Here is a 22967-nt window from a genome sequence, read left to right as displayed (position 1 = left end):
ACAAAGTGCTTCTTTGCATACCATTCTTTAAAGTATAAGAACAAACCGCATTTGCATTTATAGTATATCGTACTTGGCTAGCTCTTCACGAATTATCAAGATTCTTCTGTGATAAAAATCTTTCACAATTTTACTTTTATCTAAGTATTTTTCTATTTCCAACTTTAATTGATCTGCATAATTTACCCTGCCCTCACTCTGAATTTCAACTTCTTGGTACAATCCATGCTCCTTTTTAATATTATCAGATAAATTATCTATAGAATCACGAATCTCTGTTAGTTCGCTGCTAATTGCATCTACATCTGATGAATCTTGATTGATATCAAAGTACAGAGAGCAATAATTGTTAGAAGCTGATGCAGATTCTATAATCTTATCAGTAAAGGTATTAACTCTTTTGATACGTTCCTGCACATCAAATGGGGTGGATTCAGCAAGTATATCTTCTATTTTAAAGTGTCTATAATACGTCTCCAAAGCCTCATAAGCGTTTATTAATATAATTAGATTACCAACCTCCTGTTCGCCTGCTCTTATCTTATTTATTACATATACATTTCTAATAGAAAATCTATGATCATCTTTCTTCTGTTGAGCATCAATCCACTTTCCCCATATAGAGGATAGGTTTGTAAACAAAACAGTCAAAAAAGACAATAGCAATGATAGAACCGCAACGATAATAGATTCTGATTTCATATTGAAAGTCCTCTAGGCCAGGAATATATCGAGGCTCAGCTTAAATATTAATATGCAACGCATCCATCAGTTTGAATTATTCGAGATGTACACGGCTTTCACCTAGCTAGAGAGTAAATCCGCTCAATAATCTCCACCACCTTCAAGCCTTCTAGCGCATTCGTCGTTGCGCTACTACGTTTCTGCACCGTATCCACCACATTTTCAATCACCTGCACATGATTGGCGGCGCTGCCCTGGTAGGGGCCGTAGTCGTTGGCGGGGTTCGTGGGGGCTAGCTCGGGCAGTGTGTAGTCGCGCAGGTGGCAGTATTCTACCTTATCCATATACTGGCCGCCGATGCGCAGGCTGCCGTGCTCGGCCACCACCGTCAGGCTGCTTTCCAGGTTCCGGTCCCACACGGCGGTGCTGTACTGCAAGGTGCCGCTGCCGCCGCGCACCAGATCAAAGGTGACGAGGCCGCTGTCCTCAAACTCCGTAACGCCCTCATGGTTGAAGTCGCGAAAGCGAGCTGCGATATTGGTAATGTCGCCGAACACCCAGTAGAGCAAATCGACGAAGTGGCTGAACTGCGTGAAGAGCGTGCCGCCATCCTGGGCGAGCGTGCCTTTCCAGCCGCCGGCCCGGTAGTAGCGCGCATCGCGGTTCCAGAAGCAGTTGATTTGCACCAGATAAATCTGACCTAGCTTTCCTTCGTCGTACACCTGCTTAAGCCAGGCGGCGGGCGGCGAGTAGCGGTTCTGCATCACCCCAAACACCAGCCGACCGGTTTGCAGCGCCGTGTGTACAATCTGCTCAGCATCAGCCTTATGCAGGGCAATTGGCTTCTCGACAACTACGTGCAAACCGCGCCGCAGCCCCGCCACGGCCTGCGCGGCGTGCAGGTAGTTGGGCGTGGCTACGGTGAGCACATCGGCAGCCGGACCACGACCTAGGTAGTCATCCAGGGAAGCGAAGAACGGCACGCCATATTCGGCCTCCAACTCGGCTTGCAGCTCGGCGCGCGTATCAACCAAGGCCACTAGCTCGGCGCCGGCGTAGCGCGAAACCAACGTAGCGTGCCGCCGCCCGATGTGGCCCACGCCGCAGATAACAAAGCGAACCGCTCCGACGGGCTCTATGGTTTTCGGCCCGGATTGCGCGTCTATTTTTTCCAGACCTAGCTTGGCGGCCACCACGGCGTCCTGGAGCGGCTGAAGCTGGGTAAGCGTTATGAAAGGAGGCTGCTGACTCATGCGGAGGGGAACGGTGCGGCGAAGAAAGTGTGGACTACTTCTGCAATGTAATCAAGTTGCGCTTCCGTGAGCGCCGGATGAATAGGCAGCGATAACACCGTGTGGCACAGACGCTCCGCCACCGGAAACTGCCCTTCCAAGTAACCCAGGTAGCGATAAGCCGGCTGCAAATGCGTGGGCACTGGGTAGTACACCACGCTGGGCACGCCGTGCTGCTGCAAGTGCTGCTGTAGCGCATCGCGCTGCGCGGCGTCTTTCAGGGTGATGGTGTACTGATGAAAAACGTGAGTGCTACGTGGGTCGCGCACCGGAATTTGCAGCTCGGGAATATTGACTAATACCGCATCGTAGTGCGCGGCAACTTGCTGGCGTGCTGCGGTCCAGGCAGTTAGGTGGCGCAGCTTGACGCGCAGGAGCGCCGCTTGCAGCGTATCGAGGCGGGAGTTCAGGCCGATGTGCTCGTGGTGGTATTTGCGGGTTTGACCGTGGTTGGCGAGCTGGCGCAGATACGTGGCGGTGCCCGCGTAGCGGGTGAGCAGGGCGCCGCCGTCGCCGAGGGCACCTAGGTTTTTGGACGGAAAAAACGATGTGGTACCCGCGTGCCCCACGGTGCCCGCGTAGCGCTGGCTGCCGTCGGCAAACTGAAACGTGGCCCCGATAGCCTGCGCGTTATCTTCGATCAAAGCTAGGTTGTGCCTTTCAGCTACTTCCGTTAATGTCTCCAAGTCAGCGCATTGCCCAAACAGATGTACCACCATAATGGCGGCGGTGCGCGGTGTAATAGCAGCTTCTACTGCCGCCGGGTCGAGGCCGAAAGTGTCGGGCAGCACGTCGACCACCACGGGGCGCAGACCCAGAATAGCTACCGCTTCGGCCGTGGCGATGTAGGTGAAGGCGGGCACAATCACCTCCGCGCCGGGTGGCAGCTTTAGGCTCATCAGGGCCAGCTGGAGGGCATCGGTGCCGTTGGCGCAGGGCACGATGTGCGCCCCCCCTAGGTACTGGCCCAGCTCTGTGGCAAATAGCTGAACATCAGAGCCCTGAATAAAGGCAGCTTCGGTAAGTACCGCTTGCAGAGCGGCGTTAAGTTCGGGCTGAATAGCGGCGTGCTGGGCCGACAGATCCAGCATCCGGATCGGGGCGGGCGGGGTGAGAAGTTTCGGCAAGGGCGTTGGCGTAGTAGGCAGACACCAAAGATAGAAGCCTTGGCGTATCTGCCTCATACTGAGCTGAACTGTAACCACTCGCGGAAAGCTTGCGTTAAGTAGCGCAAAGGCTCCGCATATTTTCGCCCTGCCTTACATACCCTTTAAACCTTACACCTATGTTGAAGAAAATCCTGACTATCAATGCCCTGACACTCCTGCTGGCAGTTGGTGGGGTTTCGCTTTCGCAAACAGGCTGTTCGCAAGCTGATAAAAAAGAAGCTTCGCAGGAAACGGACGAGGCGTACAACAACTTCAAAACGTTCGTGGCAAACACGGAGGCCAGCGCCAAAGACGTAGCCAACGAAACGCAGGAAGAATACGACCAGCAAACCGCCAAGCTCAAGGCCGATTATGACTCCGCCGTAGCTGCCATCGACCGCGACGCGGACAAGTACGACGACACCCGCCGTGCCGAGCTGGAACAGTTGCGCGCCCGCTACACCACCGCCTACGACGCCCGTGAGCAAGCCTGGCGCAACCGTGCCGGCGCTACCGACACCACCACGCTCAGCACGACGACGACAACTACCACAACCTCAACGGCTAGCAGCGCCCCCAGCAAGCTAGGTAAGTACTACAAACCTAGCTCCCCGGCTGCCGCCATGACGGCCGCTAACGCCCGCACTACCTATGAGGCATTTGTGCAACGCGTGAAGCAGAACGAGGATCGTTACGACATCGACGACTGGCGCAACATCAACGCTGAGTGGCGCGCCATGGATACGAAATACGACCAGATTAAGGGCAACATCAGTGGCTCAGATAAGGCTGAAATCACGAAGGAAAAGTTGAAATATGCCGCCTTCAAATCGTTCGACAAGGCCGAAGCGCGCGGCTCGCAGGTCGGCGACCTAGTAACGGGTAAGAAAGAAGAAGCCAAAGCAAAAGGCGAAGGCGTGGAGTTGAAGCAATCGGCTCAGAATACCGGCAAAGACGTAGGCAACGCCGCTAAAAACGTGGCGAACGGTGCCGAGAAAGTCGGCAAAAAAGTCGGCGGAGCCGTGAAAGGCGCCTTCAAAGACGTGAAAGAGGAAGTGAAAGGCGACAAGAAGGACTAAACCGTCCGGCACGCCTTCATCCTTTTGAATCAACAAAAAAAAGCCGGCTGCTCACAGCGCCGGCTTTTTTGCGTTCGTGGCCTACCCTCGTCCGTTCAGACGAGCTAGCTCCGTGAGGAGCCAATAAAGCTTAAGCAGATCGAGCTGACGCAGGTTGGGCATGGGCGACAGCAGATTGCGCCGCATCCGTGGCTCCCGCGCCTCCAGAAGCTTTCGGGCGGCTTTACTCAGCCGCCAGCGCCGCAGCAGCAGCGCTGTTCGCAATAAGCGGGTTTCGGCACCTAGGCCATCCTGGTGGTACAGCCAAGCCAGGTTGCGGACGCCCTCGCTGGTTTTGTTCAGGAAAGCCTCCGCTGATTCCAAGAAACTGTGCAGCACGGGGTTATCCAGGTGCAGCACCGGAATACCGGCCGTGCGCAGGTCCCAGCCGAAGCGGGTATCTTCGTGACCATATCCTGTCAGGCGCTCATCCAGAGGCGTTTGTCGCAGTACATCGGCACGCAGCAGCACGTTTTTCAGGTTAAAATGCTCGTAAGCAGCCTGTTGGCGGCTAGCAAGAGGCCGTGCCTCACGACTGCTGCCGTATTTCCAACGCAATACGTAGGGCAGCTGCGTGGGCGCGTATCGTTCGTACGCCGTACCGCCCACCAGCACGGGTGCCTGGTCGAGCGCGGCTGCGTAGCGCGCCAGAAATCCTTCCTGAGGCAGCCGCACGTTGTTATCCAACAGCAGCAGCCACGGGTGCTGGGCGCGGGCCGCCAGCCGGTTGCGAATAGCAGCGCGGCCAATATTCCGGGGCAGCTCTTCGTACTGCACCTCGGGTAAGCTAGCCAGCGTCTGGTTCAAGGTCCGAAACGCCTGCTCCGAACCATCATCCAGGCAAATAATTTCCACCGCCCCCGGCCACTCCGCGACTTGCGCCTGTAACGTCTGCACCAGTTCTCTCACGTCGCGGTTGTAAACCGGAATCAGAATGGAAAGGCCAGGCATTTGAGGGGCGTTTAGCAGTGAACAATGAGCCAGCAAAGGTATAAATTCAGTGCTAACCTAAGTTACTATAATACAAAGAGGCATTCTGCGCGAAATACCAGCCTTGGCCTCACCTAAGTATCGTGCATCAGCTCAGTTCAATTCCAGCGCGGGCCGAATCGAGCAGCTGTCCATCTTTGCACTGTAGCACCCGTTTTGGGTACTGTTTGATGATCTGGTAGTTGTGGGTCGCCATAAGCACTGCCGTGCCGGCATTGTTGATTTCCACGAACAGCCGCATGATACTATCGGCCACGTCGGGGTCCAGGTTGCCGGTGGGCTCGTCGGCCAGCAGCAGCAACGGCTCGTTGAGCAGGGCGCGGGCAATTACAACGCGCTGCTGCTCACCGCCGGAAAGCTGGTGCGGCATCTTGCCAGCGGCACCCGCCAGCCCCACCCGCATCAGTACCTCTGAAATACGCTGCTGAATTTTGGCTTTTCCCTTCCAGCCCGTCGCTTTGAGCACAAACGTGAGATTTTCGGCTACGCTGCGGTCGAAGAGCAGCTGAAAATCCTGGAAGATGATACCTAGCTTGCGGCGCAGGTACGGCACGTTGTCGTTGTCGAGCTTCGGTAGGGCGTAGCCTACCACTGTAGCAGCCCCACTCCCCAGCGGCAAGTCGGCGTAGAGCGTTTTAAGCAGAGAGCTTTTTCCCGAGCCTGTACGCCCGACCAAGTAGGCAAACTCACCCTTTTCAAGGGTAAAATCCACTTTTTGCAGCACGGTGTTCACGTCCTGCATCACGTACACGTCGTGGAGCTCAATAACGGGGGCAGAAGGTTGCATAGAAAGATAAAGGAGCAGCTCAAAAGCGTTGCCGAGCTAGGTGCTATACGTCCAGCTTCTGCAATTTGCCAAATTCCAGGCCACTGATAACGTCAGCCAGCGCTGTTTCCTTGCCTTCCAGCCCATAGCGGTGCAAATCCTTCAGCGGCCGGTCGGCCCGGAAATAGGCGATGAGCACGAAGGCTTCGTCACGGAGCTGAATGTAATCCGGAATCTTGGCTTTGCCTTTTACCTTGATGATGTACATGGGTTGATGATTGATTTGTTGATGTGCTCATGCGCTGATTATTACGCTCAGTCTACCCGTTTGTAGAAGGTGCCTAATCAGCACATGAGCACATCAAACAATCAGCATATTATTAGCCATTCACCTTCTTGTGGTCGGCCAGGAACTGGGCGAGGCCTTTGTCGGTCAAGGGGTGGTTCAGCAGGCCGGTAATTACGTTGAGCGGGCACGTCACCACGTCGGCGCCGATTTCAGCGCACTGAATCAGGTGCGGCACGTGGCGCACGGAGGCGGCCAGCACCTGTGTGGAGTAGCCGTAGTTGCTGAAAATATCGACGATCTGCTGGATGAGCAGCATACCATCAGCCCCGATATCATCCAGACGACCCACGAAAGGCGACACGTACGTAGCACCGGCTTTGGCAGCCAGCAGCGCCTGCCCGGCCGAGAAAATCAGCGTGCAGTTGGTTTTGATGCCCTTCTCCGAGAAATACTTGATGGCCTTCACGCCGTCGCGGGTCATGGGCACCTTCACCACGATATTCGGGTGCAGCTCGGCAAACATCTCTCCTTCGCGGATGATATCAGCGTATTCAGTACCAATCACTTCCGCCGACACATCGCCATCTACCAGCTCGCAGATCTGGCGGTAGTGGGTCATAATGTTGTCCATGCCTTTGATGCCTTCTTTGGCCATCAGCGAGGGGTTTGTGGTCACGCCATCCAGTACACCTAGGTCTACGGCTTCCTGAATGTCTTTGAGATTGGCGGTGTCAATGAAGAATTTCATTCGGTATTGTGTTAAAAAAGAATGCCCCAAAGCTAACCCTTTGCCGGCAAAGCGGAAGGGGTTATCGTTGGGGACAGGGCAAAAAAAAGCGAACCAATATCGCACCGCTCAACCACCTACCCTTGCTACCTTCCGGTCCTGGGGGAGTTCAGCGGGAGCTGGTCGTACTGATTCGCCGGTGCAAAGGTAGTAAACAGATCGTAAGATGAAAGCATTTCGGCCGATATTTCTTTAAAAATCCGGTTTTTGCTTCTGTACAAATGATAATCAACTACTAACGAGCAGCTTGTAAAAACATCAACCTAGCTTACTAAAAGCCCCGCTACGTTACTCAAACGTAGCGGGGCTTTTAGTAAGCTAGGTTGGCTTCTGCTTTCAGCTAGCTTTTGTTAGTTCCGCCAGGCTTTGTTAGCGGCTTTGCTGCGCTTCTTCAGCTGCTTTTTGTATTTCTCGATGGGTTTAAGGCTGAACGTCAGCGGCTCTCTGCCAATCATAGGCTGCTCGTCCTCTTCGTAGCCGGCGTAGCTTACGTGGATGACGGGCTTTTCAGTGGTGGTACGGAGCACATAGTCGCCGGCGGAGTTGGTACTAACCGCCGAGTTTTTCTCACCCACGATTGTCACGGAAGCACCGGCAAGCGGCTGCCCCATCTCGCTCAGAACACTACCAGTCAGCACGCGCGGCTCGCCTGTTTGTGCTTGTGCGGTAAATGCGACAAATGCCAGGAACAACGTAATCAAAGAGGAAACAAAGATTTTCATAAAACAGGTAAGCAAAGAATGGGTGGGGAAGACGGCAGAAAGGCTAGGTTGCTGAATGTGAGGAAGTGGGATATTAATAAGTGTGCCAAATAGCCAGAAGACTATTTTATATAGCATTTTCAAAGAATTTACAAGGGAGCTTAATTTGTTGACTAGCAAAAATATTGCACGAAATAAGGGATGTTAATTTTTCAGCTTAATAAAGAAGATAAATGCTATTTCTTACTGGATAGAGGACTTTCCTGCGCGCACGAACCGTTGTACTTGCCAGAACATCGTTCCGGAGCGGGTACAGCAAGGCAGCCGTTTCACCAAATTTTGCGTCTGCCCTCGCCCCTGCCTACCTTTGCCCATGCCACAACAAATTCTGATTCTTGATTTCGGCTCCCAGTACACGCAGCTCATTGCCCGGCGCATCCGCGAGCTGAACGTTTATTGCGAGATTCATCCCTTCACGCACGCCCCGGCCCTCACTGAGGACATCCGGGGCGTGGTGCTTTCGGGCTCGCCGTGTTCGGTGCGCGACCCGGAAGCGCCCAACCCTGATCTGAGCCAGTACCTAGGTCGGGTGCCGGTGCTGGGCGTGTGCTACGGGGCGCAGCTGCTGGCCCATCAGCGCGGCGGCGACGTGCTGCCGGCGACCATTCGCGAGTACGGGCGGGCGCACCTGACGCACATCAATCAGCACCACCCGCTGCTGCACGGCCTCAGGCCGGGCACGCAAGTGTGGATGTCGCACGGCGACACAATCAAGACGCTGCCCGAGGGCTTCCTGACCATTGCCGGCACGCCCGACGTGCAGGTGGCCGCCTACGAGCTGGAAGGTCAGCCGACGTTCGGCATTCAGTTTCACCCCGAAGTGACACACTCGACGGAAGGCAAGATCCTGATGCAGAACTTTGTAGTGAACATCTGCGGCTGCGACCAGAGCTGGACGCCGGAGCACTTCGTGGATAGTATGGTGCTGACGCTGCAAAACACCATCGGCCCGGATGACCAGGTAATCCTAGGTTTATCGGGCGGCGTGGATTCGAGTGTGGCGGCGCTGCTACTGCACCGCGCCATCGGGCCGCGTCTGCACGGCATTTTCGTGGATAATGGTCTGCTGAGAAAAGACGAGTACGAAGGCGTGCTGGAATCGTACAAGGAGCTAGGTTTGAACGTGCGTGGGGTAAATGCCTCGCAGGAATTCTATGCGGCATTGGCGGGCCATACCGATCCGGAGAAGAAGCGTAAAGCTATCGGCCGCACGTTTATTGAAGTATTCGACCGGGAAGCGCACAAAGTGGACGGAGCCAACTGGCTTGCGCAGGGCACCATCTACCCCGACGTGATTGAGTCGGTATCGGTGAAAGGGCCGGCCGTGACGATCAAGAGCCATCATAACGTGGGCGGTCTGCCTGAGCTCATGAATCTGAAGGTGGTGGAGCCGCTGCGGGCGCTCTTCAAGGACGAAGTGCGCGAGGTGGGCGACGCCCTAGGTTTGCCCCACAACATTCTGCACCGCCACCCTTTTCCTGGTCCGGGCCTGGCTATTCGCATTCTGGGAGAAGTAACGCCGGAGCGCGTACAGATTCTGCAACGCGCCGACGCTATTTTCATCGACGGTCTGCGCGAGTTTGACCTTTATAATGAAGTGTGGCAGGCCGGGGTGATGCTGCTACCCATTCACAGCGTGGGCGTGATGGGCGACGAGCGCACGTATGAGCAAGTAGTAGCGCTCCGCGCCGTAACCAGCGTAGACGGCATGACGGCCGACTGGGCGCACCTCCCCTACCAGTTCCTGGCGCACATTTCTAATAAGATCATCAACCAGGTGCGCGGCATCAACCGCGTGGTGTACGACATTTCTTCTAAGCCACCCGCAACGATTGAGTGGGAATAAAGAGTAACTGAGCGGCTGAGTGACTGAGTGAAAGTGCATTGCCACAATCAACAACGTCTGTCATCCTGACGAAGGAGGGACCTAGGGCTAGTTGGACGAGTCGTTGTTACGGCTGTCGTTCAACTGGCCCTAGGTCCTTCCTTCGTCAGGATGATAGATGAGTTACTCTAAAACCCGAAAGTCCACGGGAGCGGAAAACTCACTCCAAAGTTTATTTTAAATAAAGACCACATCCTTACTTCTGGTCTTCGCTACTCAACCGGCCGAGCTGCCGCACGGTGATATAACCCAACAGCAAAAACACCGAAAACAGCATCGTAACGCCATATGTGCGCGGGTAGGCGAACGGGTGCAGCACCCGATGAAGAATGTCGTAGAACAGCATGAGCGGGTTAGTCAGCACATCCCAGCTGTTCCACCGCAGATAGCGACCTAAGTAAATACCAAAGCTACTGAGTACCAAGGCTATCATCACGAAAGCCCAGCTTAAGCCAACGCCAAAGCGCCGCCGCACGAGGCTTTGCATTTCCAGCAATGAGGCGTAGGCGAGCATCAGGCCGTTCCAGGCGCAGGTCAGGATGAGACCTAGGTCGTACCAATAGGGTACGCCGGCACGCGGCTCTAGGTGAAAAAGATCAGTGAGAATGTAGGGTGCGTTGGGGAAAAACAGCAGCCACACCGCCCCCACCGGCAGCAGCAGGCCGCGTCGCAGCGGCCCCACCGCCAAACCTAGCATCATGCTGAGGCCGAACGGAATAAGCGCCAGAAACAAATTCCAGAGCAGAAAGACAAACGTGAGCTGATGGGTGACAAAAACGCGCGCCGTGATCAGGGCCAGACTGAGCGCGAGCGAGGCACCCAGCACCAGCATCAGACTAAGCCGTTGGCGCGTGGCAATAAGAGGCAGTGAAGTAGGCATCAGCAGCGATGGGTTAGCAACGTATACGAAAGGCACCGGTACACGTACGCGGATCAGGTAGTATTTGCTGCTAAGCAAGATAGTACGTAATCGGTGAACGCACGGCGTCAGTCTTCCCGGCCGTTCCTGCGTACCTTTGCCAGAATGAACGGCGCGGTTGCCGCGTCAGCTGTTTTTTGCCCTAATCAACCTTTCCCTCTTCTATGAGGCTTCTCTCCCGTCTCTGCCTGCCCACCGGACTTTTTGGCTTATGGCTGGTCACTGCGCCCGTCTTTGCTCAGCAAGCCACGACCAAGCCAGCAGCCACTCCGCCCAAAACGACGACCGCGCCGGCTGCTTCCAAAGCAGCTCCGTCTTCCTCAAAGACGACCACCACGGCCAGCCCGAGCACCAAACCTACCGCTACGCCGACCAAGACCGCGGCTCCGGCGAAAACCACGACCACGCCCGCAGCCACCACTTCGGGCAGCAAGGCGGCGACTACTGCGCCCACCACGAAAGCCAGCTCCGCCCCTGCTACTTCCTCCACCAAAGCCGGCGCCACTACAACACCGACTACCACACCCGCCAAGCCCGCAGCTCCGCGCCCGGCCGCGCCCGCTAAGCCGCAGCCACCGCTGCCTGCCAACCTAGGTTCGAGCGACCCAAACATGCGCTACCAAAATGGTAAAACCCTTATCGACCAGGGGCGCTACGACCTGGCGTTGCAGGAGCTATTGCCTATCACGCCACCGGCTATGCAGTTTGTGCGCGGTCCGGAAGCGGCTTATTTGTATGCCGTGGCGGCGAGCAGGGCGAAGAAGTGGGCCGAAGCCGAGCAGATGCTGAACCTGCTGCGCACTGAATACTCGAAGTGGCCGGGCCTGAGCGACGCGCTGTTTTTGCAGGGGCAGGTTTCGTTTGAGCAAAGCGACGCCGATAACGCCTTGCAGACTTTGACCGAGATTCCGGCGGGCCAGCTGGAAACCGAACGCGCTGCCATGAAGGCCACGTATCTGCCGCGCGTTAAAGACAAAGTACTGTTTCAGAGCCTGGTGCAGAAGTACCCGCAGGACGCGGCCGTGGCGCGCACCTACGCCGGCAAGCTCATCACCGATGGCTGGTACACCGACGCCGACAAAGCCCAGCTCGACCAGCTCATCACGCAGTTCAGCCTCGACCGCACCCGCTACACGCCTCGCCCGAAAGCCGCCAAGAAGAGCAGCTACAACGTGGCCGTGCTCCTGCCGTTCGAGTTTGCGGATAAAAGCTGGGAGACGCGCCGCAAAAACCAGTTTGTGACGGACCTGTACGCCGGCCTGCGCCTGGCCCAGGATTCCTTGCAGCGCGAAGGCCGCCCCGTGCAGCTCTTCGCTTACGACACCGGCGCCGACACCACCCAGCTCAAGCAGATATTGGCCCTGCCCGAGCTAGCTTCAATGGATATGATCATCGGTCCGATCTATAAATCAGGCAGTAAGCTCCTGGCACGCTACGCCCAGCAGCGGCAGATCATTTGCATCAACCCGCTTTCGCAGGATGGCGATCTGGTGCTGGATAACGGCTGGCACTACCTGTTTGAACCTAGCACCACCACGCAGGCTAAACAAACGGCGCAGTTTGCCTTCAACACCTTCACGAGTCGCACGGCCGTGGTGCTTTACGAAGGCACCAAAGACGAAACCGCTTTCGGGCAGGCGTACAAAACAACGTATGAGGCGCTGGGCGGCAAGGTGCAGACGCTGCGTCGCATTGATTCTGAGACAGATGAATCGTTGCCCGCCAGTCTCGCCGACGTAGACCTGAAGACCGCCGGGCACCTGGTAGTAGCCTCCGACAGCCGCAAGATCGGCCCCTACATCCTCAAGCTGCTCCAGACGCAGAACCTGCGGGTGCCGATTATCACGGAGGCTTCATGGCTCGACAACCCGCGCGTGAGCCTAGGTCAGCTCGACGCCCGCGACGTGTATTTTATTCATCCCAAGTACCTCGACCGGACGGCCCCCGGTGTGCGCCGCTTCCGCCAGCTGTATATGCAGCAGCAGAATCTGCCACCATCGGTGTTTGCCTTCACGGGCTTCGAGCTGCTTTATTATTTTGGCCAGCAGCTGCACCAATACGGCCCGAATTTTCAGCAAAACCTGGCTGCTTCGGGACCGGTGTCGGGTGCGCTGTTTCAGGGTATCGGCTACCCGGCCGGCGCCCACGACAACCAGTACGTGCCGTTCACCAAGCTAGAGCATTTAGAGCTGGAAGTTCTGAACCCGGTCGGCTTGCGCTAGGTTTATCAGTAGTGCGAAGCTCCAGCTTCGCGCATCGTTGAACGTCGTCGTTAGGACAGATTCAACGATTATCGTTCAACGCTACGCGAAGCTGGAGCTTCGCGCTACATTTTGCTTCATGGAATCTGCTAATCCTGTTACTGCTCCCGACCTTACGCTAACCACCAGCGACGCCCTTTTTACCCGCGCCAAAGAGCTTATTCCGGGCGGTGTAAATTCACCCGTGCGGGCTTTCCGGGCGGTGGGTGGCCACCCCGTGTTCATGCAATCGGCGAAGGGTGCATGGCTGACTGATGTGGACGGCAACCGCTACCTCGATTTCATCAACTCCTGGGGGCCGATGATCCTAGGTCACGCGCCGGAAGTGGTGCTTAATGCCGTGCAGGAAGCCATTCAGGGGTCGTTGTCGTTCGGGGCGCCCACGCGCCGCGAGGTCGAAATGGCGGAGCTGATTCAGGAGATGGTACCTAGTATTGAAAAGGTGCGGCTGGTGAACTCCGGCACGGAGGCGACGATGTCGGCGATTCGGGTGGCGCGGGGCTACACCGGCCGCGACAAGATCATCAAGTTTGAAGGCTGCTACCACGGCCACGGCGACTCCTTCCTTATCTCGGCCGGCTCGGGTGCGCTTACCCTAGGTACCCCCGATTCGCCGGGCGTGACGCAGGGCGTGGCGCTCGACACGATTACGGTGCCTTATAACGATCTAGAAGCAACGCGTCAAGCCATTCTGGCTAACCACGGTCAGGTTGCGGCCTTGATTCTGGAGCCGGTTGTGGGCAACATGGGCCTGGTGGCCCCGGCCGAAGGCTACCTGCAAGGCCTGCGCGACTTGTGCACGGAGTACGGCATTGTCCTGATTTTTGATGAGGTAATGACCGGCTTCCGCCTTGCCCGCGGGGGCGCGCAGGAGCTGTTCGGCATCACCCCCGACATGACAACTCTAGGTAAGATCATCGGGGGCGGTATGCCAGTAGGCGCTTACGGTGGTCGCCGCGACATTATGGATTGCGTGGCGCCGGCCGGCAAGGTTTACCAGGCTGGCACGCTCTCCGGCAACCCCATTGCCACGGCCGCCGGCATGGCCCAGTTGCGCTACTTGCAGCAAAATCCCGGCCTCTACGACGAGCTGAACCGTATCACCACGCGCATCGCCGACGGCACCCGCCAGATTGCCGCCGACCTAGGTTTGAACTACACCGTCAACCAGGTCGGCTCGATGTTCAGCGTGTTCTTCACCTCCAGCCCCGTGAACAACCTGGAAGACGCGAAGACCTCTGATACGGAAGCGTTTGGCCGCTACTTCCGCGGCATGCTGCACCGCGGCATCTACCTGGCGCCGGCGCAATACGAAGCGCTGTTCGTGTCTACTGCTATTACGGATGATTTGGTAGATCTGTACCTGACGGCCTGCCGTGAGGCCATGCGCGAAGCGCATGGGATGTAGGAAGTAAGATTTCAAAGTAAAGAAGCCTAGCTTTTCAGTTAATAGCTGACGAGCTAGGCTTTTTTCTTTTCTACAGCATTATGAAACCAACTATCAACTTAGATGAGTGGAATTTATCAGAAGAAAGCTTGACAAGTCTCAATCATCTTGCGCAAGTCAGTATTCACATTAGGTATCCTGGCTATGAACCTTTCGTTGACCTAGCACCCCAGGAAAGACAATGAGCAAGGCGTAGAGGTATTCTCTAAGCTCGGTAACAGAAGATTACGTCCTGGCCAGGAATGGAAGACAATTGAATAATCTGGTCGTTGCTCCGCTGGATTCGTAATCCAGCCAAGCATTACATTCAGTTACTGTTGCACGCGAGATGCTTCGACAAGCTCAGCATGACGCGGGCTGGCGAATTCTTAATACTGCCAAACACAAAAAAGCCGGACCTAGCTAGGTCCGGCTTTTTCATAAATTTTAAAATAGCTTACTGAAGCACCAGCTTCACCTGTTGCACCGTGGTGCCGGTGGTGAGGCGGGCCAGGTAGAGGCCGGCAGGTGTGTTGCCGGCTTGCCACTCCACTTCTACCAGTTGCCCGGCTTGCGCTTTACCGGCTTGCAGCTTCCGCACCAAGCGGCCACTGATGTCATAGATTTCCAATTGGTAATCCTGCGAATGGGCAGCGGTGAAGGCGATGGTAGTGCTGCCGCTAAACGGGTTCGGGTAGCTGCTCACGGTGGCTTTCGCGCTGGTTCCAGAGTCTGTACCTAGGGCGGCGGCCGTCGAGCGGGTGGCACTCATTGGCTCCTGACCGTACACCAGCGTTCCGTTCACGTAGGCCGTGATGTGCGCATTCTCGGCAAACACGTCAGCGGCCGGCAGGTACGAGAAGTCGTTGGCCTGGTTGAAGTTCGACCAGTCTGACTTCGCGATGCGGTATTGCACGTTGCCGGTGTTGCTGAGCGGCGAGAACGTACCTAGGCCAGCGGCGAAGTGCAGCTCGGCGTAGGTTTCGGTGCCGGATTTGCCGAAGCTGATGCTAACATTGTTGTTGCCGAGCTGCGCGTAATCAACGTACGAGTTGAGCGGCGAAGTGCCGTCGGGGCTGAACCAGTAGCGCACCGTCAGGTCTTTGTAGGCCACTGGCGTGTAGCCGTCGTTGCGCACTTGCAGGAAGGTGCTGAGGGAATTTGTCGTGGTTTTCTTCTCTTTGTTCTGCGACAAAACCACCAGCTTCGGGGCCGAGGCCGGTACCAGCGCCGGCTCGATGCCGCCCACCAGCTCGCCGTTGCGGTACACCGTGATGCGCTCATTCTTCAGATACGAGCCGTTGGCGGCGTACGAGTAGTCATCCAGCTCGTTGAAGTTCGTCCAGCTCGTTTTGTTGATGCGCGACTGGATAGCACCCGAATTAGCCCCGGCCGACAGCTTGCCCGCGGCCGCCGTGAACGAGTACTCCACGTAGCCTAATGCGCCTTGCACGGGCTCAGTCAGCGCAACATATTTCGCTTTCACGGCGCCGGTACCTAGCTGTGCATAATCGATGGCGGTGGCAATGGCGGCGTAATCCTCCACCGTCAGCCAGTAACGCACGGTGAGTTCCTGGTAGGAAATAGCCGCCGTGCTATTGTTCACCAGTTGCAGGTTGGGCTTGATGGCGTTGTTAGCCGTCTGACCTAGGTCGGCGTTCTGGTGCAGCACGCTCACAAAGTCGGGGCTTTGCACCGTCACGGTGAAGGTGCCCACGGTGCTGCCGCAGTCGTTGGTGGCGGTAGCCGTTACCGTAGTCGTGCCCAGCGGGAAGACGTAAGGCGACGTGATGAGCGTCACGACATTGTTCTTTACAATAGAGTACGTCAAGCCAGGTGCCGGCGTGCTGCCCGTAGCGGTAGCGGCAAAAGCAACCGAAGCACCGCGCAGACCGGCCGTAGCATAGGTAGCGGCAATGGTCGGCAAGGTGAGAACGGGCTTGGTATTCACCGTCACGGTAGCCGAACCCGTTGGGACCAAGCCCGTGCAGTTGGCATCACTCACCGCTGTCAGTGTGTACGTGGTAGTAGCCGTGGGGCTAACCGTCAGCTGATAGTCACCAGTAGTCGACACTTCATCTGCATTGATAGTCAACACAGTAGCGGTAGCGCCACCATCGGCCGAGTAGTTCACCGTCCAGGGCGCTACGCCCGTTAGGCGCAAAGCTAGCTTAGTGCTGGTGCCCGCGCAGATGGTAGCCGCGCCGCTCAGGGTAGCCGTGGGCAGGGCGCGCACTGTAACTTGCTGCGTGTACGTATCGGAGCAAGTGCCTTGGGTAATGGTCAGCTTGGCGGTGTAGGTACCCGGCTCCGTGTACGCGTGTGTGATGTTGCCCTTCGTGGTGTAATCCACGGTGCCATCATTATCCACGTCCCAGGCGTAGGTCGCATTGTCCTCCACAGTCGTTGAGGTGTTGGTGAACACCGTAGCGGAGCCTACACAAACTGTGTTGGCCGCGAAGGCAGGAGCAGGTTGCAGGCAAATGATACCCGTACGCACTACCCGATACGTGTTACCCACCCGGATGCCGTCAACCGTCAGGCCGGCGGCGTTGTTCTTATCTCCCTGGCGCAACGCAACTGAGCCAATATCCGAAGGCGAGCCAGTATTTTCGGTGGATGTAGCATCGGCAGTAGCGGGTTCGGTAGCCAGAGCCGGGTTGATGAACAGCTGCGTAGTGCCGCCATTCTCGTCGAACACGTATTTAACCACCAGCAGGTAGGTTTTACCTAGCTCGTACGTAGTGGTGACATACCTGACACTATCATCACTGTTATTGCTAACACCGAATTGAATAGCACTCGTACCGCTGCTTCGCACGAATACCCGGCCCTTGTAGTAGCTGGAGTTCGTGGTGGAGGTACCTAGGTGGAAAAAATAATCGCCGGCCGCTTTGGCGCTTTCCACGTTTACCAGAAACGACGCATACACGGGCGTGCCAGCATAAAGCGTTGCAAACTTGCGATTTAGGTCTTCACCGCTGGTTTTTAACGTAGCGGCATTGCCGATGTTGCTAGCGCCGTAGCTATCATATTTCAGGCTGCTTGCGGTAACGGTGACAGAGTTGGTACCGCCGCTGCTGTGCGCCGTCCAGTTATTAGCCGTCAGCGCTGCGCCTGCCGTGTAGTCGAAGTTCTCTTCCAGCAATAGGGCCGTTGGCAGTGCTAAGGTACTCTTGGTCAGCGTACCGGGCGAGGTGGTCAGGTAGTTTTCCGCGTAGGGCGTGTTGTTGTCGCTATACTCGAAAACCATAAACGAATACGAAGTATTCGGACGCAAGCCACTCACTACTAATGTGTCGCGTGAGCCGGCGTAGACCACGTAGTTGCCGGTACCTATCCTTGCTCCTTTCCCAAATATCGTGCTGTCAGCATAGGTAGTAGCATCGACGGGCGCTGCATCGACGGCGCTGCCTAGGTGAGCCACTACTAAATGCTTGGCGCCGTTGCCACCATTCAGAATCAGCTGCATCGAGGTGCTGGTAACCTGGCTGTCTACCAGCGTTGCTGATTGGGTCGGCTCGGCTGCCAGCGGCACCGCTACGGTGGTCAGCGAGAGTTCTTCGCCGTAGGCCGTGCCAGCGCTATTGGTTGCATAAGCCCGCACATAGTAGGTAGCGCCGGGCACCAAACCAGTTATACTGCTAGTGAACGGACCAGAACCAGCGCCGTCGGCAGTTTGCGCAGTACCTAGCACCGGATTTGGTGTTTTGGCCCATAGCACGCCGCGAACCGTCACTGGGCTACCCCCATCCGGCTCGATGGTGCCGCCGGTGGTGGCACCGGTGGTCGTGATATTGCTTAGGCTCGTCGTGCTCACGGTTGCCGGGTACACCGGCGCCGTGCTCGTGCCGCTCACCGCCACCAATTTCTCAGACAAACCGCTGCTCGTCACCGGAATAGCCGCTTGGTACGACTGCGCGGCCGTTGGGGCAAAGCGCACGTCGACAGTTGTCGCGTTTACGGTGCCGTTGCTAGGTTGCAGCTGAATTGCGCAGCAGGCAAACGGCTGCGCGCCGGTGCGAATCTCAAACCCAGCCGGCGGCGTGATGATCAACGCCGAAGTCAGGCCGGTGCCGCTCACCGTGAAGCTCTTGGCTGTGGAAGCCGCACCAGCCACGGTGCTGCCAAAGTCGGGCACCGTCGGCAGCGAAGTAATAACCTCAGGCCTAGGTGCCGATACCGTAATAGCAACCGGAGCACTCTGGCCGTTGGCCGAGCCGCAGGTGGTTGCGGCCGTGGCATTCGCTACAACATAATACGTACCCGCCGCCCCGAAATCGGAGCCTTTGGGCTGATAACTAGCGCCGCTAGCACTGGCAATAGCCGAGGTGAAAGGCCCGGCAGCGCTAGTAGCATATGTCCAGGTGAACGTCGAACTGGTAGTAGCAGTAGCCGTTAGCGTCGTGCCCGTACCGGTGAGGGCAATCGTCTGCGCCGCGGCTGGCGTCACCGTTACGGCGGTAGTTGTCGAAGCTAGGTTGACAGCTAGGTTGCTGCCGTTATCGGAACCGTTGATGACGGTGGCCTCGTTTATGACGCGCACTCGGTAGCCTGTGCCGCTAGCCGTGTTGGCCGGAATAACAGCTGCAATCGGGGAGCTAGCTCCTTCGCCAATAAGGGTAGTGCCAGAAGCGAAGCTACCAGAAGCGTTGGAAAGTTGCGCCCTGAAAGTACCAGTGAAAGTGCCAGTAGTCGTGAATGCAACATTGAACGGCGTGCTACCTGCTGTCGTCGTCACGCAGTAGGAGCCAGCAGTAGCCGGTGTGGTCGTGATAATCGTGCTAACCGGGGTTGGATTTCCACCCGTCGATAAGGTTGGCGTGAGCACTAAGTTGTCGAGGCCCAGCGCTTGCCCGTTGGCAGGGCCACCGGTATGGCTCCAACGTAGATAAAGCACGCCGTCAGCAGCCAGATTAACATTGGTAAGTGTCACACTCTTCGGCGTACTGAAGCTAGGGTCTGTTGGCTCGACTACCGTATTAGCAGTGCCGGCCGGAAAGCTTTGGCCGCCGTTACTATTCTCAACCCAGGCGCTACCATCGGTGCTGCTGTAGAACTGCCAAGCAAAGCTGTTCGTACCATTGCGGTATTTCTCAATAGCGAAATCAACTTTTAAGTCCTTGATAGTCGCTCCCGTGCTGTTTTTGATTTGCAGCAGGATATGACGGGGAGAACCAACCGATGAACTGTTCGTCAGAAACCCTAGTGCCCGATCGGTAGACGTAGCTGTTACGCCCACACCAAAGTTGTAATCACCACCCGCAGATGAGGCATACATGGCGTTAGTACCCGAAGTGCCACCAGCTCTGGTCGTAGCTGAGGTAGTAGCACCTGAATAGGAAGGATTATTAGCGCCAGCTGCGAGCTTAAAACCAGTGGGCACCGGAGCGGTGGCGCTGGTTCCCATTCCGTCAAAATTCTCCGTTTTCGGATCAGTACCGGCTAAAATCAGCTGCGCTTTAGCTCCAAACGGAGCCGCAAAAAACGCCGAGAATAAAGTCCAGCGTATTACCCTATCCGCAATCCACTTTGACCGCAATGGACGCAACAAATTAGAAGTCATATTCATATGATGACAGCGAGGCTGCAAAAACCAGTTGGAAAAGGATTGAAAGCTAGGATACTGGGCCCTTGTCGATTTTCGACTCAATGGCATTCTGCACGTCAACCGGCAGGTTGGAAAGCAGATCGTAGCCCGTTGCGACCTCAATGGCATCCACGGTGGTGCGGTACGAGCCCCAGGTAGTCAGCAGCGAGTTTTCGTTTGGCGTATCAATGGCTATGACGCGGGTGCTGGCGTTGATGCGTGAAGCATCGTTGTCGCCTACCGGCAAAATCACAATTACCTTCCAGCAGCGCTTTGGGACGGTTACGCGCCCGTTATCAATCGTGGTAGTCACGCCGCCGTTGGAGCCCGTGCCGCCCACACCGTAGCTGCCGCAAATCACGTACACCTCGTTTCCCGGCAAAAACGTGCGGGTGTAGTTCTCCAGGTCAGCCCAGGTTTTCTGGTTGTTGTTAGGCGCCTGCGGCATCATGTTGGTCATGTAAAATGTCGCCGAGTTATTCTCCTTACTCGACGTACGGTCGGCCGAGGGGCAGTTGTGGCCTCGGTCGAAGCCCGAGCCACCGTAGCTCTTATCCGTAACGTGGTACCAATCGGCGGGCAAGGTCTCATCGGGCCGGAAATCGTCTTGGCGGTCAGTACCACCACGATCCGAGTTGTCGATGTGCCAGCTCACCCAGTTGGGCTTGCCCTGGTCGCGGTTGTAGCCTACTACATACTGCGGCTTCGCCAACAGGTAGTTATTTGGGCTGCTCACATCGGCAATGGCGCCGCTGGGGTTGCCCAAAGCTAGGTTGTCGTTGTCGACGGAAGGCTGAGCCGTGCCGTAGTCCGTCACGGCAAAGTCATCCAGATTCAGTCGTGCTTTGCCGCCGGAGGTCTTCCGGATTTCAAATTTTACGCGGCCCGGAATATTCACCGTAAAAGAAGCCGCCTGCAACGTCGCCGACGAGGTGAGCACCGTAGGACCCACTTTCGTCCATTTGTCGCAGTTGCACGCCTCCGATTGCGCCCATAATTCCCAGCTGCTGCTGCCGTCGGTGCCATACACGGCGTGCTGCACCGTCACGGTAGCAGCACCCACTGGCAGGAAAAAGTCCATCGTGAGCTTGCCGCTCTGCTGAAGGCGCACGGCCTGCGTGCCCTCTTTGTGGTCAGCTTCCGAGTTGCCGAGCACTGCATCGCTCAGAATCCAGTTGCCAGTGCTCAGCGCGACCGTGCCGGTGCCGTAATCGGTCTTGCTGCCGCTATCGAAACTTTCCTGTGTGCCTTCCGCAAATGGCCTCTGCCAAACGGAACGGTTACTTACGCTTGCTGGGGAGAAGGCAAGACACGGCAGCAATAGCAACAAAAAGCTGCTACCGTACCCAAGTAATTGTTTTTTCATTAACTGTAAAAACTACGCGAAAGAAAAAGAAGATCGGGAATTTTAGTTTGCGAGAAGCAGCAGCAAAAAACGACTGCAAATTTAACTAAGCATTATTCTACAAGACCAATCAAAATACAAAATTTAATAGTTCAATAATTATGAATAAATTTATCTTTAGCCGTACAGTCCAAAGCAGTTCAAATAATACAAACATCAATAGCAGCTAATTAATCAACTCACAATTACTTAACATTGTGGTAACACGACCTAGGTATAACTTAGAAGCAACAAGCCAGCAAACCTAGCTTAACATAAGTCGCCAAGAGCCTATCTGCAAGACGACAATACGCTGATTGTTTGATTGGTATACTAGGAAAAACAACCCTACAAACAGAATTTGCTCATAATAGGACTTTACAAAGCCAATCTCCTCAGCAAGCTTTTCTTTGAAGTTCATCGAAAAACCATGGAAGCTTCCTTCTGCTGCATCTTTTGAAACTACGGCTAATAAATATCCGCTCTAAAGCTCCTGTAATTTAATTTTTCAACTTCCTCTTTACTAATTATCGCCCAAAACCTAGATTATGATTGTAGATCTACTATTCGGATTTAAACACCTGCTTTAGGACTTAACCAGAAAACCGCGACATAATTTTGTTTTTTAATCAGAACCCAAGAAAATATTCATAGTAATAAATATGTATTTTCTAGCGAGTATGCTAGCTTCTAGTTTGCAACCTAGCTTCTGCTCAAATCGGCTCTGTTAGTAGATTCCGGGGTAAACAGCGGTTACCTTTGCGGCCAAACTGTGCTGCTCCTATGCCTCGACTTCGACTTTTGATGCCAGTACTCCTGGTTCTGTGGCTTGCGCTACCTAGCTTTCTTCTGGGTCAGTCGGAAGCACCGGCTGCCGCCAACAAGCGGCTGTTCGACCGCATGGTGGACGAGATTAATTTCCGCACCATGGAAACTGTGTATGATAAGACCTTCACACGCAATAAGTTTCCGGTTACACTCCGTAGCCACCAAGCGCGCAAATCCTTCGACGGCTTTCAAGGCAACGCCGATCTGAAGAAGCTGTTCTTGAATTATAATGATGTTTCTGAGAAGTTTAAAAACCGCTTCGGTAAAGGCCGCACCGATTTGGTGGAATTTGAGAAGCAGCTCAAATCCATCGTGCTCGACAAGAACTTCGAGTTCTTTATCCGCGTGCTACCGCGCGATGAACGTGTCGCCCTCATTCATTCGCTTCAGCGCGTTATTCAGCAGGGTACAGCTCAATTCAACGCTTCCGAAGACCCGGCTCCTGATGAGCTAGCTGCCGATGGCGCCGCCGTGCCGCCCGCCGATGCCGAAGTGGAGCCGCCCGCAACGGCCTCCGTTGAAGAGCCGGTGCCGCAGCCCGAAGGCGAGATTATCCCGGCGCGCCCCACCACCGTGCGCGCCGTGGATGTGCCGGTTCGCCACGATTGGGTTGATTATTTCACGCTCCTGCTGGCCGGTGCTTCTACCCTAGCTTTGCTGCACCTGTTGTTCAACGTGTTACCCGACCTGCGCACGCGCCTCGATGCCCTGGCCGATGACCTGGATCAGCGCCAGCCCAATGCCCAGCCCCGCCGCCGTCCTTCTTCCAGCACCCTCCCCGAAGACCGCTACGACGAGGAAGAAGACCACTAATTTTAAATGTCGAGTGTTGAATATTA

General features: G+C 55.8%; 16 protein-coding genes and 1 other RNA gene. 5 read left to right on the top strand and 12 right to left on the bottom strand.

Going from position 1 to position 22967, the window contains the following annotated elements; all coding sequences use genetic code 11:
* Positions 1 to 57: 57 nt before the first annotated feature.
* The 3 genes from IEX74_RS13255 to IEX74_RS13245 form a co-directional block, all read right to left on the bottom strand.
* The gene (locus tag IEX74_RS13255) at positions 58 to 702 is read right to left on the bottom strand and encodes a hypothetical protein (RefSeq protein ID WP_188814459.1); all 645 of its coding nucleotides are present in this window, start codon (positions 700 to 702) and stop codon (positions 58 to 60) included.
* Between the two features lie 98 nt (positions 703 to 800).
* A complete protein-coding gene (locus IEX74_RS13250; RefSeq protein WP_188814458.1) occupies positions 801 to 1937 on the bottom strand; it encodes a Gfo/Idh/MocA family protein in 1137 nt (378 codons plus the stop codon).
* Positions 1934 to 3103 (bottom strand): DegT/DnrJ/EryC1/StrS family aminotransferase, encoded by a 1170-nt coding sequence (locus IEX74_RS13245; protein WP_229755274.1) that lies wholly within the window; start codon positions 3101 to 3103, stop codon positions 1934 to 1936. Before IEX74_RS13245 ends, IEX74_RS13250 begins: the two co-directional genes overlap by 4 nt.
* A gap of 158 nt (positions 3104 to 3261) precedes the next feature.
* Between IEX74_RS13245 and IEX74_RS13240 the strand changes: the two genes are divergently transcribed.
* Positions 3262 to 4203 (top strand): DUF6565 domain-containing protein, encoded by a 942-nt coding sequence (locus IEX74_RS13240; RefSeq protein WP_188814457.1) that lies wholly within the window; start codon positions 3262 to 3264, stop codon positions 4201 to 4203.
* An 81-nt stretch (positions 4204 to 4284) separates the two neighbouring features.
* Here IEX74_RS13240 and IEX74_RS13235 read toward each other — a convergent pair whose 3' ends face one another.
* The 6 genes from IEX74_RS13235 to IEX74_RS13210 form a co-directional block, all read right to left on the bottom strand.
* Positions 4285 to 5193: a glycosyltransferase family 2 protein gene (locus IEX74_RS13235; RefSeq protein ID WP_188814456.1), complete on the bottom strand. Its 909-nt coding sequence runs from the start codon at positions 5191 to 5193 to the stop codon at positions 4285 to 4287.
* 127 nt (positions 5194 to 5320) lie between these two features.
* A complete protein-coding gene (locus tag IEX74_RS13230; protein WP_188814455.1) occupies positions 5321 to 6019 on the bottom strand; it encodes a cell division ATP-binding protein FtsE in 699 nt (232 codons plus the stop codon).
* Positions 6020 to 6062: 43 nt separating this feature from the next.
* Positions 6063 to 6266 carry a fructose-6-phosphate aldolase gene (locus tag IEX74_RS13225; protein WP_188814454.1) on the bottom strand — a complete coding sequence of 68 codons (204 nt, stop codon included), beginning with the start codon at positions 6264 to 6266 and terminating at the stop codon, positions 6063 to 6065.
* A 112-nt stretch (positions 6267 to 6378) separates the two neighbouring features.
* A complete protein-coding gene (gene fsa, locus IEX74_RS13220; protein WP_188814453.1) occupies positions 6379 to 7035 on the bottom strand; it encodes a fructose-6-phosphate aldolase in 657 nt (218 codons plus the stop codon).
* An 82-nt stretch (positions 7036 to 7117) separates the two neighbouring features.
* Positions 7118 to 7214: signal recognition particle sRNA small type (gene ffs / locus IEX74_RS13215), an RNA gene on the bottom strand.
* 210 nt (positions 7215 to 7424) lie between these two features.
* Positions 7425 to 7796, bottom strand: coding sequence for a carboxypeptidase-like regulatory domain-containing protein (locus tag IEX74_RS13210; RefSeq protein WP_188814452.1), 372 nt, complete (start codon positions 7794 to 7796; stop codon positions 7425 to 7427).
* A 352-nt stretch (positions 7797 to 8148) separates the two neighbouring features.
* On the opposite strand from IEX74_RS13210, the gene guaA reads away from it, so the two are divergent.
* Entirely contained in the window at positions 8149 to 9681 is a 1533-nt protein-coding gene (gene guaA / locus IEX74_RS13205) for a glutamine-hydrolyzing GMP synthase (protein ID WP_188814451.1), read from the top strand.
* A gap of 235 nt (positions 9682 to 9916) precedes the next feature.
* On the opposite strand, the gene IEX74_RS13200 is transcribed toward guaA, so the two are convergent.
* Complete coding sequence (locus IEX74_RS13200; protein WP_188814450.1) at positions 9917 to 10600, bottom strand: DUF1361 domain-containing protein; 684 nt, start codon at positions 10598 to 10600, stop codon at positions 9917 to 9919.
* Between the two features lie 203 nt (positions 10601 to 10803).
* On the opposite strand from IEX74_RS13200, the gene IEX74_RS13195 reads away from it, so the two are divergent.
* The gene (locus IEX74_RS13195) at positions 10804 to 12861 is read left to right on the top strand and encodes an ABC transporter substrate-binding protein (RefSeq protein ID WP_188814449.1); all 2058 of its coding nucleotides are present in this window, start codon (positions 10804 to 10806) and stop codon (positions 12859 to 12861) included.
* Between the two features lie 118 nt (positions 12862 to 12979).
* Positions 12980 to 14308: a glutamate-1-semialdehyde 2,1-aminomutase gene (gene hemL, locus IEX74_RS13190; RefSeq protein ID WP_188814448.1), complete on the top strand. Its 1329-nt coding sequence runs from the start codon at positions 12980 to 12982 to the stop codon at positions 14306 to 14308.
* 475 nt (positions 14309 to 14783) lie between these two features.
* Here hemL and IEX74_RS13185 read toward each other — a convergent pair whose 3' ends face one another.
* Positions 14784 to 19736, bottom strand: a complete 4953-nt coding sequence (locus IEX74_RS13185; protein WP_188814447.1) for a cellulose binding domain-containing protein — start codon at positions 19734 to 19736, stop codon at positions 14784 to 14786.
* A 208-nt stretch (positions 19737 to 19944) separates the two neighbouring features.
* Entirely contained in the window at positions 19945 to 21282 is a 1338-nt protein-coding gene (locus IEX74_RS13180) for a DNA/RNA non-specific endonuclease (RefSeq protein WP_229755273.1), read from the bottom strand.
* An 822-nt stretch (positions 21283 to 22104) separates the two neighbouring features.
* Here IEX74_RS13180 and IEX74_RS13175 point away from each other — a divergent pair.
* Positions 22105 to 22941: a hypothetical protein gene (locus tag IEX74_RS13175; protein WP_188814446.1), complete on the top strand. Its 837-nt coding sequence runs from the start codon at positions 22105 to 22107 to the stop codon at positions 22939 to 22941.
* The last annotated feature ends 26 nt before the right edge of the window (positions 22942 to 22967 follow it).

The organism is Hymenobacter cavernae (assembly GCF_014641455.1).
Classification (GTDB): Bacteria; Bacteroidota; Bacteroidia; order Cytophagales; family Hymenobacteraceae; genus Hymenobacter; species Hymenobacter cavernae.
This window is presented reverse-complemented; position numbering and strand designations above follow the sequence as displayed.

Bases quoted from the DNA above. Each gene is read 5' to 3' on its own strand.
- IEX74_RS13255 (WP_188814459.1), bottom strand. From the start codon at position 702: ATGAAATCAGAATCTATTATCGTTGCGGTTCTATCATTGCTATTGTCT.
- IEX74_RS13250 (WP_188814458.1), bottom strand. From the start codon at position 1,937: ATGAGTCAGCAGCCTCCTTTCATAACGCTTACCCAGCTTCAGCCGCTC.
- IEX74_RS13240 (WP_188814457.1), top strand. From the start codon at position 3,262: ATGTTGAAGAAAATCCTGACTATCAATGCCCTGACACTCCTGCTGGCA.
- IEX74_RS13235 (WP_188814456.1), bottom strand. From the start codon at position 5,193: ATGCCTGGCCTTTCCATTCTGATTCCGGTTTACAACCGCGACGTGAGA.
- IEX74_RS13230 (WP_188814455.1), bottom strand. From the start codon at position 6,019: ATGCAACCTTCTGCCCCCGTTATTGAGCTCCACGACGTGTACGTGATG.
- IEX74_RS13225 (WP_188814454.1), bottom strand. From the start codon at position 6,266: ATGTACATCATCAAGGTAAAAGGCAAAGCCAAGATTCCGGATTACATT.
- fsa (WP_188814453.1), bottom strand. From the start codon at position 7,035: ATGAAATTCTTCATTGACACCGCCAATCTCAAAGACATTCAGGAAGCC.
- IEX74_RS13210 (WP_188814452.1), bottom strand. From the start codon at position 7,796: ATGAAAATCTTTGTTTCCTCTTTGATTACGTTGTTCCTGGCATTTGTC.
- guaA (WP_188814451.1), top strand. From the start codon at position 8,149: ATGCCACAACAAATTCTGATTCTTGATTTCGGCTCCCAGTACACGCAG.
- IEX74_RS13200 (WP_188814450.1), bottom strand. From the start codon at position 10,600: ATGCCTACTTCACTGCCTCTTATTGCCACGCGCCAACGGCTTAGTCTG.
- IEX74_RS13195 (WP_188814449.1), top strand. From the start codon at position 10,804: ATGAGGCTTCTCTCCCGTCTCTGCCTGCCCACCGGACTTTTTGGCTTA.
- hemL (WP_188814448.1), top strand. From the start codon at position 12,980: ATGGAATCTGCTAATCCTGTTACTGCTCCCGACCTTACGCTAACCACC.
- IEX74_RS13185 (WP_188814447.1), bottom strand. From the start codon at position 19,736: ATGGGAACCAGCGCCACCGCTCCGGTGCCCACTGGTTTTAAGCTCGCA.
- IEX74_RS13180 (WP_229755273.1), bottom strand. From the start codon at position 21,282: ATGAAAAAACAATTACTTGGGTACGGTAGCAGCTTTTTGTTGCTATTG.
- IEX74_RS13175 (WP_188814446.1), top strand. From the start codon at position 22,105: ATGCCAGTACTCCTGGTTCTGTGGCTTGCGCTACCTAGCTTTCTTCTG.